Genomic DNA, 11,614 nt, shown 5'->3' with positions numbered 1-11,614 from the left:
GACTCAATCAGTCCGGAATTTCATCGGGGACTGGCCGAGGCGCAGGGGCGGTGAGCGAGGTGATCTTGATCAGCAGGCCGAGGTGGCCATTGTCGAGGAAGTTCAGCTGGCCGTTCTTGGTGTGGCTTTCCTGCTTCAGGCGTTCGCTGGCGGTGACCATTCCATTGGCGTCGATCTGGTTGACCCAGAAATCCGCGTCGACGTCGGTGAAGCGCCCGAGTTTCAGGCTCAACGTGCCCTCGATCGGGAACTGGCCAAATTGTTCGGTGCCTTCGCTGATCGCGACTTTAGTGGCTTCTTCACCGAGGGTCTGCTGCCAGGCCTTGTGCAGCAGCACGGTGTATTCGTTGCTGGCGGTGAGCTTTTCCACTTCGCCATTGAGGCTCGGCGTGCGCAGGCTGTCAGGGCTGATCGGCTGAGCGCCGGCATTCCAGTCTTCCGGCGCGGCGCGGCTGACAATGGCGGGCACGGCGTTCTGGCGGACCAGAATCATTTCAATCTGATACAGATCATCGGCAAATGCCGTCGGGGCGACCAGGATCATCAGTAAGGTCAGTGAGCGAAACAGGCGCATGCGGCGTCCTTCAAGCAGTTTTCGGAATGAGGCACTCAAGCAGCGCCTCTACAGTATTAAAGCGCTCTTGCGGGCTTTCCATCGGGACCATGAATTTAAACATCGTGGCACCTTCGAATTTGTAACGTTTAGGCTGGCCCTGGATCAGTTTGATCAGGGTCAGCGGGTCGACCGGCGTCTGCGCTGCGAACTCGATCCGGCCGCCTTGCGGCCCGCCGTCAACTTTCTTGATGCCCAGCAGTTCGGCTTGCAGCTTCAGCGCTGTGATGCGCATCAGGTTCTTGGTCGGCTCCGGCAGCAGGCCGAAACGGTCGATCATCTCCACTTGCAGGTCCTTGAGGCCTTCCTCATCGGTGGCCGAGGCAATGCGTTTGTAGAGAATCAGTCGGGCGTGAACGTCCGGCAAGTAGGCTTCTGGAATCAACGCCGGTACTCGTAGATTTACCTCCGGACCTCCACCCAACGGCTGATCGAGGTTCGGTTGTTCGCCCTTGCGGATCGACTTCACCGCGCGCTCGAGCATTTCCATGTACAGGGTGAAGCCGACCGCCTGAATCTGCCCGCTCTGACCGTCGCCCAGCAATTCGCCCGCGCCTCGGATTTCCAGGTCGTTGGTGGCAAGCACGAAGCCCGCGCCGAGGTCCTGGGTGTTGGCGATCGCTTCCAGGCGCTTTTCCGCGTCCGGGGTGATTTGCTGGCGGGGCGGGGTCAGCAGGTACGCGTAAGCCTGGTGGTGGCTGCGACCGACCCGGCCACGCAATTGGTGCAGCTGCGCCAGGCCGAATTTGTCGGCGCGCTCGATGATGATGGTGTTGGCGCTCGGCACGTCAATGCCGGTCTCGATGATGGTCGAGGCAATCAGCACGTTGAAGCGCTTGTGGTAGAAGTCGCTCATCACCTGTTCGAGATCGCGCTCGCGCATCTGCCCGTGGCCGATGCCGATCCGCGCTTCCGGCACCAGTTCGGCGAGGTCGGCGGCACATTTCTCGATGGTCTTCACGTCGTTGTGCAGGTAGTAGACCTGACCACCGCGCAGCAACTCACGCAACAGGGCCTCTTTGACCGTGCTCTTGTTCTGCTCCATGACGAAGGTCCGTACCGACAGGCGACGGGCCGGTGGCGTGGCGATGATCGACAGGTCGCGCATGCCCGACACTGCCATGTTCAGCGTGCGCGGAATCGGCGTGGCGGTCAGGGTAAGAATGTCGACTTCACTGCGCAGGGCCTTGAGCTGTTCTTTCTGACGGACACCAAAACGGTGCTCTTCGTCGATGATCACCAGCCCGAGGTTTTTGATCTTCACGTCGTCTTGCAGCAGCTTGTGCGTGCCGATGACGATGTCGATCTTGCCTTCGGCGAGGTCCGCAACCGCGGCGTTCACTTCCTTGGTCGACTTGAAGCGACTCATCACTTCCACGCTCACTGGCCAATCGGCGAAGCGGTCGCGGAAGCTGTTGTAATGCTGCTGGGCGAGGAGGGTGGTCGGCACCAGAATCGCCACCTGACGACCGCCGTGCACCGCGATGAACGCCGCGCGCATGGCCACTTCGGTCTTGCCAAAACCGACGTCGCCGCAGACCAGGCGATCCATCGGCTTCGGTGCGAGCATGTCGGCGCGCACGGCATCGATGGTGGTTTGCTGGTCCGGGGTTTCTTCGAACGGGAAGCCGGCGCTGAAGGTTGCGTAATCGGCTTTCGGGTCTTCGAAGGCATAACCTTCGCGAGCGGCGCGACGGGCATAGATGTCGAGCAACTCAGCGGCGACGTCGCGCACCTGTTCGGCGGCTTTGCGTTTGGCTTTCTGCCAGGTTTCGGAGCCGAGGCGGTGCAGCGGGGCCAAGGCATCGTCGCTGCCGGTGTAACGCGCGATCAGGTGCAGGTTGGCCACTGGCACGTAAAGCTTGGCGCCTTCGGCATATTGCAGGGTCAGGAACTCGGCGGCTTGATCGTCGATTTCCAGGGTCGCCAGACCCAGATAGCGACCGACGCCGTGATCGATATGCACCACCGGTGCACCTTCGCGCAACTCGGTAAGGTTTTTGATGACCGCATCGTTGTTGGCGTCGGCGCGTTTTTCACGGCGCCGGCGCTGCATCACGCGCTGACCGAACAACGGGCTTTCGGCCACCAGGGCCAGGGCCGGATTGTCGAGCACCAGGCCCTCGTCGAGCGGCGCGATGGTGATCGCCAGGCGCTCCTTGCTCGCGACAAAGTCCGGCCAGCTGTCGACGGTTTTCGGTCGCAGCTTCAAGCGTTCGAGCAGTTCCAGCAGCACTTCACGACGGCCCGCCGACTCGGCGGTAAACAATACGCGGCCGGGGAATTCGTCGAGGAAGCCGGCCAGCGCCGCCAATGGCTGGGTGGCCTTGGCTTCGATGGCCAGGTTCGGCAGTTCGCGCGCCGGGAAGCGCTCGCGGCCAACGCCGGTTTCCACGTCCTGTTGACTGGCGACCACACGCGGCCAGTTCTTCAGGCGGGCAAAGCAGTCTTCCACCGGCAGGAACAGCTCGGCCGGTGGCAATAAAGGACGGGACGGATCGACGCGGCGCTCTTCATAACGATTGCGCACGTCGTTCCAGAAGTTTTCCGCCGCCTGCTCGATGCCCGGCAGGGAAAACACTTGCGTGTCCTGCGGCAGGTAATCGAACAGCGTCGAGGTTTCGTCGAAGAACAGCGGCAGGTAGTACTCGATACCGGCCGGCGTAATCCCGCTGCTCAAATCCTGAAAGATCGGGCAGCGACGGAAGTCGACATCGAAACGTTCACGAAAGCGCGCCTTGAAGCGGGTAACGGCGTCTTTCTGCAGCGGGAATTCCCGCGCGGGCAGCAGGCGAACGGTGTCCACTTTGTCGATGGAGCGCTGATTTTCCGGATCGAAGGTACGCAGCGTCTCGATTTCATCGTCGAACAAGTCGATACGGAAGGGCAGTTTGCTGCCCATCGGGAACAGGTCGATCAGCGAGCCGCGGACGGTGAATTCGCCGTGCTCGTACACCGTGTCGACGTAGCGATAGCCGCTGGCTTCAAGTCGGGTACGCATTTGCTCGACGTCGAGTTTCTGGCCAACGTCCAGCACCAGGCTGCTGCCGAGCAGGAATTTGGTCGGCGCGAGGCGGTGCAGCGCGGTGGTGATCGGCACGACCAATACGCCATGGCTCAGCTCCGGCAGCCTGTATAGGGCCGCGATGCGCTGGGAAATGATGTCCTGGTGTGGCGAAAACAGATCGTAGGGCAGGGTTTCCCAGTCCGGGAAATGCAGCACGGGCAAATCCGGGGCGAAGAAACTCAGCTCCTGTTCCAGCCGTTCGGCACTTTGGCTGTCGGCGGTCAGCAGCAGGGTAAAGCGCTTGGCAGCGCTGGCGGCCTCGGCGATGGCCAGGCTCAGGGCGGCACCGGGCAGGTTGCCCCAGTGCTGTTTACCTGCCGCGGCAGGGAGAAGCGGTAGACGCAGAACGGGCACGGAAGGTTGAGCTCCAAGCGTTGCGACAAAGTCGGTAATTGTAGCGGCCCCGGGTGCCGCCTGTCAGTTGCAGATGTGTCTATTACGCCGGTTTGGCGAAATGTAGTGGTAAAGACAAAATCCGCCGGTTTTTTACCGGAAATTGATGATTATGTAGTGGCAAAACGACCGAGTGTTACGGAGGGTTACGGATAAGACAGCGGTGTCTCCAAAAAATTGACTGCGCTGAAAGCCGCGGTTTTACTGGGTTTTAGCGGTGCGTGATTTTTTTGAACAGGAAATTGTTACGGATCGCACGACAGGCGCGCATTGCTACGGGAGGCACTCGGCGGCATAATGTAGCCCCTTTTTTCTGCCCCTACATGTGGAAGGTTCCCGTGACTCAGAAGCCCGACCAGTGTCTTGGTGAATGGATCGACCGTGAAGCACTCGCAGAAGCGATGATTCCGCTTATCGGTCAGCTCTACCGCAATAACAACGTGGTGAGCTCGATCTATGGCCGCAGCCTGATCAATCGTTCAGTCATTGCGATTCTCAAAGCTCACCGCTTTGCTCGTCATCGTCAGTCCGATGACAGCGAATTGTCCGTCCACGAAACATTCCCGCTGCTCAAGGCGATGAGCGAGCTCAAGCTCGGCGCCGCTTCGGTAGACCTGGGCAAGCTTGCAGTCAAGTTCAAGGCTGAAGGCAATGGCCGCACTGCCGAGCAGTTCGTCCGTGAAGAACTGGCTGACGTCGTAGGTCAGCAAAACGTTGCCGCTCGTAAAGGCACCGACGTTGTCCTGTACGGCTTCGGTCGTATCGGCCGTCTGCTGGCGCGCATCCTGATCGAGAAAACCGGTGGTGGCGACGGCCTGCGTCTGCGCGCCATCGTTGTCCGCAAGGGTGCCGAGAACGATCTGGTCAAGCGTGCAAGCCTGCTGCGTCGTGACTCGGTTCATGGTCCGTTCGATGGCACCATCACCATTGATGAAGCCAACAACACCATCACCGCCAACGGCAACCTGATCCAGGTTATTTACGCGAAAAACCCGACTGAAGTGGATTACACCCAGTACGGCATCAAAGACGCGCTGCTGGTGGACAACACCGGTGTGTGGCGTGACGCCGACGGTCTGGGCCAGCATCTGGCTTGCCCGGGTATCGACCGCGTTGTTCTGACCGCGCCGGGCAAAGGCAAGCTGAAGAACATCGTTCACGGCATCAACCACGGTGAAATCACCGCTGATGACAAGATCGTATCGGCCGCTTCCTGCACCACCAACGCCATCGTGCCGGTGCTCAAAGCCGTCAACGACAAGTTCGGCATCATCAACGGTCACGTTGAAACGGTTCACTCGTACACCAACGACCAGAACCTGATCGACAACTTCCACAAAGGCGATCGCCGTGGCCGTAGTGCCGCGCTGAACATGGTCATCACCGAGACCGGTGCTGCCACCGCTGCCGCCAAGGCCCTGCCTGAACTGGCCGGCAAGCTGACCGGTAACGCGATCCGCGTTCCGACGCCAAACGTGTCGATGGCCATTCTCAACCTGAACCTTGAGAAAGCCGCCACCCGTGAAGAGATGAACGATTACCTGCGCTACATGGCGTTGCACTCCGATCTGCATAAGCAAATCGACTACGTCAATTCGCAGGAAGTGGTTTCCACCGACTTCGTTGGCTCGCGCCACGCAGGCGTTGTGGACGCTGAAGCAACCATCACCCAAGACAACCGCGTTGTGCTGTACGTTTGGTACGACAACGAATTCGGTTACAGCTGCCAGGTGGTTCGCGTAATGGAAGATATGGCCGGTGTAAACCCGCCAGCATTCCCGCGCTAAGCGTTAGCTGCACATGAAAACGCCCCGACTTTGGTCGGGGCGTTTTTGTTTGTGCGGTGATCGTTCCCACGCTCTGCGTGGGAATGCCTCAACGGACGCTCCGCGTTCGGCTCGCGAAGGGACGCGGAGCGTCCCGGGCTGCGTTCCCACGCAGAGCGTGGGAACGATTTTGCCGCTGAACTCTTTGGGAGCGGGCTTGCCCGCGAAAGCGATTTATCAGGCGCCGCCGACCACGGCAGCCTGCGCCGTCCGCAGTTCATGCCGATTGCCTTTGAACAACACCAGCGTCGCAATCAACCCCAACACCGCCGCGCCACTGAGCCAGATCCCCGGTGCAGCCTTGTTGTCCAGCACGTGGATCAGGTACGTACACGCCGCGGGCGTAAACCCGCCGAACGTTGCAGTCGCCAGGCTGTAGGCCAAGGAGAAACCGGTGGTACGAACTTCCACCGGCATGATCTCGGTCAGCGCCACGACCATGGCGCCGTTGTACGAGCCGTATAGGAACGACAGCCACAACTCGACGATCAGTAAATGACTGAAGCTCGGGTTCGCCACCAGCCACGACAGGGCAGGGTAGGCGGTGAGGATCGCCAGAATGGTCGCCGCCAGCAGTAGGGGTTTACGTCCAATCTTGTCGGACACAGCACCCATCACCGGCAGCCAGAAAAAGTTCGACAGACCGATACACACCGTCACCAGCAACGCATCCAGATCGGACAGGTGCAGTTCGGCTTTGCCGAAGGTCGGGGTGTAGGCGGTGATCAGGTAGAACGACACCGTGGTCATCACCACCAGCGCCATGCCGGCGATGACGATTCCGAAGTTCTGACTGATCGAGCGGACGACGTCTCGCAGGGTGGGGCGGTGTTTACGCGCCTGGAATTCCGGCGTTTCTTCCAGCGAACGGCGAATCACGAAGATCACCGGCACGATCATGCAGCCGATCAGGAACGGTACGCGCCAGCCCCAGTCACCCATTTCTTCCGGGCTGAGCCAGTGGTTCAAACCCACACCGAGCAGGCCGGCGAACACGACCGCCGCTTGCTGACTGGCGGACTGCCAACTGACAAAGAAACCTTTGCGACCCGGGGTGGAAATCTCGGCGAGGTAGACCGACACACCGCCCAGTTCCACACCGGCCGAGAAGCCTTGCAGCAGACGACCGAACAGTACGATCAGCGGCGCCGCAACGCCCAGCGTGGCGTAACCCGGCACGCAGGCAATCAGGACCGTGCCGGCGGCCATCATCGCGAGGGTGATGATCAGCCCTTTGCGTCGACCATGGCGGTCGATGTAGGCACCGAGGAAAATCGCCCCCAATGGGCGCATCAGGAAGCCGGCCCCGAAGGTGGCCAGTGACAACATCAGGGAGGCGAAAGCGCTATCGGCAGGGAAGAAGGTTTTGGCGATGGCCGTGGCGTAAAAGCCGTAGACCATAAAGTCGAACATTTCGAGAAAGTTACCGCTGACAACGCGAAAAATCGCTTTGCCTTTGCTCGTATTGGAAGACATTTTCAGGTACTCACGCTGGTAAATCTTGTTTGAAACGCCGGACCTGTGGGCGCGAGACCGGCTTGCTCCCATAGGTTTTGCGTCTTGCTGACGGGCACTGGCAGACCTCGCTCCCGTGCGCTCTGAGGCCCATAATGGCGGGCGCGGTTTTGAGGGGAGATGAAGATTTGTTAACTGGACGGTGGGGTGGACTTGTGGTGCTGGCCGGTGTTTTATCCGGTTGTGGCAGCGGTGACAGCCTGGAGCGCGTCGACGGCCCGACGATGGGCAGTCGTTATTCCATTCAATACGTAAGACATTCCGCCACACCCGGGCCGAAAGCGGTGCAGACCGAAGTAGAAAAAATCCTCGCCGAGGTCGATCAGCAAATGTCGACCTATCGCAGCGACTCCGACATCGAGCGCTTCAACGACTTGCCTGCCAACCGCTGTCAGAAAATGCCAGCCTCAATCCTCAAACTGGTACGCGTCGGCGAGCAACTCTCAGAACAAAGCGAAGGCTCCTACGACCTGACGGTCGAACCGCTGCTCAACCTCTGGGGTTTCGGCCCGCAGGCCCGTGAGGAAAAAGTCCCCGCCGCCCAGGCGCTCGCCGAAGTACGGCGGCGGGTCGGCTACCAACACCTGCGCATCGACCGCGATCAGCTGTGCAAGGATGCCGCCGTCGAAGTCGACTTCAACAGCATCGCCGCCGGTTACGCTGTCGACACCATTGCCGACAAACTCGAAGTGATGGGTATCCGCAACTACCTGGCCGAAGTCACCGGCGAGCTCAAGGCGGCGGGCAAAAAACTCGATGGCTCAGCCTGGAAGATCGCGCTGGAAGAACCCCGTGATGACCAGCAAGTGGCGCAAAAAATCATCGCCGTCGACGGCTACGGAGTTTCCACCTCCGGCGACTACCGCAACTATTTCGAGCAGGACGGTCGGCGCTATTCCCACACCTTCGACGCCCGCACCGGTGCACCGGTCTCACACACCCTGGCGTCGGTCACGGTGATTAATCCTTCAGCGTTAATGGCCGATGGCTTATCGACGCTGTTGCTGATTCTCGGCCCGGAGCGCGGTTGGGACTACGCAGAAAAACACGATATCGGCGCATTTTTTGTGATCCGTGCCGATACAGGTTTCGTCACACGAACCAATCAGGCTTTTGAGCGCCTCAGTGGCGGCAAAACCGAATGATTGCGGCGATTCAAGCATTGAAGACTGGCGTTGTAGTGCAGGCAAAACTAGCCTACGACGCGACCAAGGGTTAATGTGCCCGGCGTTGACGCTTCTATAGACTGTGTCCGGGTTCTGCATTGGCCCCAAATTGTTCCTTCACGCCGCAGATCGGCGTGATTTAGCCGCAGGTGCCGAGGGCGCCGCGGCCTGTTCTGAGGAGTACGCATGGCTGTCTACAACTACGACGTGGTGGTACTGGGTTCCGGCCCGGCGGGAGAAGGCGCGGCAATGAACGCCGCCAAAGCAGGGCGCAAGGTGGCGATGGTCGATAGCCGTCGCCAGGTCGGCGGCAACTGCACCCACTTGGGTACCATCCCGTCCAAGGCACTGCGTCACTCGGTCCGGCAGATCATGCAGTTCAACACCAACCCGATGTTCCGGGCCATTGGTGAGCCGCGCTGGTTCTCGTTCCCGGACGTGCTGAAAAGCGCTGAAAAAGTCATCTCCAAACAAGTTGCCTCGCGCACCGGCTACTACGCCCGTAACCGCGTCGACGTGTTTTTCGGCACCGGCAGCTTCGCTGACGAGCAAACCATCGAAGTTGTCTGCGCCAACGGCGTGGTCGAAAAACTGGTGGCCAAGCACATCATCATCGCCACCGGCTCGCGTCCTTATCGCCCGGCGGACATCGATTTCCATCACCCGCGCATCTACGATAGCGACACCATCCTCAGTCTCGGCCACACCCCGCGCAAACTCATCGTTTACGGCGCTGGCGTAATCGGTTGCGAATACGCGTCGATCTTCAGCGGCCTGGGTGTTCTGGTTGAACTGGTGGACAACCGCGGTCAGTTGCTGAGCTTCCTGGACTCGGAAATTTCCCAGGCCCTGAGCTACCACTTCAGCAACAACAACATCACGGTTCGCCACAACGAAGACTACGACCGCGTCGAAGGCGTGGACAACGGCGTGATCCTGCACCTCAAGTCCGGCAAGAAGATCAAGGCCGACGCCTTGCTCTGGTGCAACGGCCGTACCGGCAACACCGATCAGTTGGGCCTGGAAAACATCGGCGTGAAGGTCAACAGCCGTGGCCAGATCGAAGTCGACGAAGCCTATCGCACCTGCGTGCCGAACATTTACGGCGCCGGGGACGTGATCGGCTGGCCGAGCCTGGCCAGTGCCGCCCACGACCAGGGTCGTTCGGCTGCTGGCAGCATCGTCGATAACAACAGCTGGCGCTTCGTCAACGACGTGCCGACCGGCATCTACACCATTCCGGAGATCAGCTCGATCGGCAAGAACGAGCAGGAGCTGACTCAGGCCAAGGTGCCATACGAAGTGGGCAAGGCGTTCTTCAAGAGCATGGCGCGTGCACAGATTGCCGGCGAGCCCCAGGGCATGCTGAAAATCCTGTTCCACCGCGAGACCCTGGAAGTGCTGGGCGTTCACTGCTTCGGTTATCAGGCGTCGGAGATCGTTCACATCGGTCAGGCGATCATGAGCCAGCCGGGCGAACTGAACACCCTGAAGTACTTCGTCAACACGACGTTCAACTACCCGACCATGGCCGAAGCCTATCGGGTAGCGGCTTACGATGGCCTCAACCGGCTTTTTTGAGTGGCTCCGGCCGGTGGCCTGAGCCGGCCGGGGAGACCGATTTCAGCAATTCTCGAGAGTGGCGCTGGCCAAACCGGGAAAGTCTGTAATCAGGCTGTCAACGCCGAAGTCGGCGAGTCTGCGCATCAGCGCGGGCTCGTTGACTGTCCACACCGACACATGCAGCCCCTGACGCTGCGCCTTCTGCAGGCGTTCCGGCGTACACAGGGTCCAGTTCAGCGCCAGAATCTCACAGCCATAACTCTGCGCGACCTTCAGCGGGTCGAGCCACGCATATTCAGCCACCAATCCACGAGACACGTCAGGCACCAGGTCCAGTGCGGCTTTCAGCACTTCACGTGAACTCGACGTGATCGTGACCTTATCGAGCAGGCCGAAACGCTGAGCCATTTCGCGAATCGCCAGCACGGTCGTCGCGGCACGGGTGCGAGAAGCGCTTTTGACTTCCAGCTGCCAATGCTCGAAATCGCATTTCTCGAACAATTCTTCCAGCGTGGGGATCGGGCAGGGCTTGATCCAGTCCGGCCCGCCCTTGCGTGCGTCGTAGGTCACCAACTCGGCCGCCGTGTGCTCGACGACCTTGCCGCGTCGGTCGGTGGTGCGCTTGAGCGTCGGGTCGTGGATGACCATCAGCTCGTTGTCCATGGACAGGTGCAGGTCCAGTTCGCAGCGGCGCACGCCGTGCTTGAGGCATTGCTGAAAACTGGTCAGCGTATTTTCCGGTGCTTCGCCCTTGGCGCCGCGATGGCCGTAGATGAGGGTCACGGTTCTTCCTTAAATTAAATGCCTGATTCGTTTTCGCGGGCCAGACGTCGTTCCTGGGCCTGCTTCTGCAAAATGTAGCGGGCGAGCAATTGGCGTTGGGCGTCGGTCGGGTATTCGAACTCGGTGCCGACGTCGTAGGCGCCAGCCTTGCGATCGCAATGCGTGACCTTGGCCCGCAGCAACAGGCCGAGGGCTTGCGGCATCAGGACCAGTTTGATCGACAGGTGCGCGCCCACGGCGATGGGCGTCGGGTACTGAAAGTCGATGCCGCCTTCGGAAATGATCACCGGCTGCGGCTCGCCGATCTGCCCGAGTACGGTGATGGCGATCACCTGGCTCAGCAGATCGATGCGTTTGTTCTGGGATTTCAGGAGCGCCGCGAGGTTGCGGTCGCGCTCACTGATCTGGCGCAGCAGGTGTTGCGACTCGAATTCGCTCAGGTGCAGTTCGCTGAGCAGGTTGAAGAGTGGGGAAGCATCCTGCAACACTTCCTGGCCTGCGGCTTCGGGAGCGGACAGGGGCCGAATTTCCAGTGCGATCGTGTCCTCGATACGGTAGTATTCGCGGCGATCTTCTTCATCTAATGTCGACATGGCGAACCCATGGTAGCGGCGGTGTTGTGAGTTTTATGGTGGTTTTGGTAAAGAGTGTCTTGGATTTTGTTTTTCTCTGTGTTCTAGGTATGATT

The 11,614-nt window shown here is 60.0% G+C and carries 8 protein-coding genes; 3 read left to right on the top strand and 5 right to left on the bottom strand.

The window, feature by feature from the left end; translation table 11 throughout:
• Positions 1–7: 7 nt before the first annotated feature.
• Entirely contained in the window at positions 8–574 is a 567-nt protein-coding gene (locus tag ACIQV9_RS09785) for a CsiV family protein (RefSeq protein WP_403100541.1), read from the bottom strand.
• 10 nt (positions 575–584) lie between these two features.
• Positions 585–4,034 (bottom strand): transcription-repair coupling factor, encoded by a 3,450-nt coding sequence (gene mfd, locus ACIQV9_RS09780; RefSeq protein ID WP_403100538.1) that lies wholly within the window; start codon positions 4,032–4,034, stop codon positions 585–587.
• A gap of 362 nt (positions 4,035–4,396) precedes the next feature.
• Here mfd and ACIQV9_RS09775 point away from each other — a divergent pair, with 362 nt between their 5' ends.
• Complete coding sequence (locus tag ACIQV9_RS09775) at positions 4,397–5,860, top strand: glyceraldehyde-3-phosphate dehydrogenase (protein WP_109628993.1); 1,464 nt, start codon at positions 4,397–4,399, stop codon at positions 5,858–5,860.
• 216 nt (positions 5,861–6,076) lie between these two features.
• Here ACIQV9_RS09775 and ACIQV9_RS09770 read toward each other — a convergent pair whose 3' ends face one another.
• Complete coding sequence (locus ACIQV9_RS09770; RefSeq protein ID WP_403100535.1) at positions 6,077–7,375, bottom strand: MFS transporter; 1,299 nt, start codon at positions 7,373–7,375, stop codon at positions 6,077–6,079.
• 134 nt (positions 7,376–7,509) lie between these two features.
• On the opposite strand from ACIQV9_RS09770, the gene ACIQV9_RS09765 reads away from it, so the two are divergent.
• Both ACIQV9_RS09765 and sthA read left to right on the top strand, forming a co-directional pair.
• Complete coding sequence (locus tag ACIQV9_RS09765; RefSeq protein ID WP_403100532.1) at positions 7,510–8,559, top strand: FAD:protein FMN transferase; 1,050 nt, start codon at positions 7,510–7,512, stop codon at positions 8,557–8,559.
• Positions 8,560–8,766: 207 nt separating this feature from the next.
• Positions 8,767–10,161, top strand: coding sequence for a Si-specific NAD(P)(+) transhydrogenase (gene sthA / locus ACIQV9_RS09760; protein WP_007907752.1), 1,395 nt, complete (start codon positions 8,767–8,769; stop codon positions 10,159–10,161).
• A gap of 42 nt (positions 10,162–10,203) precedes the next feature.
• On the opposite strand, the gene ACIQV9_RS09755 is transcribed toward sthA, so the two are convergent.
• Both ACIQV9_RS09755 and ACIQV9_RS09750 read right to left on the bottom strand, forming a co-directional pair.
• Entirely contained in the window at positions 10,204–10,926 is a 723-nt protein-coding gene (locus ACIQV9_RS09755; protein ID WP_403100529.1) for a glycerophosphodiester phosphodiesterase, read from the bottom strand.
• A 14-nt stretch (positions 10,927–10,940) separates the two neighbouring features.
• Positions 10,941–11,519 carry a PilZ domain-containing protein gene (locus tag ACIQV9_RS09750; protein WP_403100526.1) on the bottom strand — a complete coding sequence of 193 codons (579 nt, stop codon included), beginning with the start codon at positions 11,517–11,519 and terminating at the stop codon, positions 10,941–10,943.
• Positions 11,520–11,614: the final 95 nt, after the last annotated feature.

The sequence above is a fragment of the Pseudomonas sp. NPDC099000 genome, from assembly GCF_044759925.1.
In the GTDB taxonomy this organism is placed as follows: Bacteria; Pseudomonadota; Gammaproteobacteria; order Pseudomonadales; family Pseudomonadaceae; genus Aquipseudomonas.
Note: the sequence above shows the minus strand (reverse complement) of the source record. Positions and strands in the feature narration are given on the sequence as shown.

Bases quoted from the DNA above. Each gene is read 5' to 3' on its own strand.
- ACIQV9_RS09785 (WP_403100541.1), bottom strand. From the start codon at position 574: ATGCGCCTGTTTCGCTCACTGACCTTACTGATGATCCTGGTCGCCCCG.
- ACIQV9_RS09775 (WP_109628993.1), top strand. From the start codon at position 4,397: ATGTGGAAGGTTCCCGTGACTCAGAAGCCCGACCAGTGTCTTGGTGAA.
- ACIQV9_RS09750 (WP_403100526.1), bottom strand. From the start codon at position 11,519: ATGTCGACATTAGATGAAGAAGATCGCCGCGAATACTACCGTATCGAG.
- ACIQV9_RS09765 (WP_403100532.1), top strand. From the start codon at position 7,510: ATGGCGGGCGCGGTTTTGAGGGGAGATGAAGATTTGTTAACTGGACGG.
- sthA (WP_007907752.1), top strand. From the start codon at position 8,767: ATGGCTGTCTACAACTACGACGTGGTGGTACTGGGTTCCGGCCCGGCG.
- ACIQV9_RS09770 (WP_403100535.1), bottom strand. From the start codon at position 7,375: ATGTCTTCCAATACGAGCAAAGGCAAAGCGATTTTTCGCGTTGTCAGC.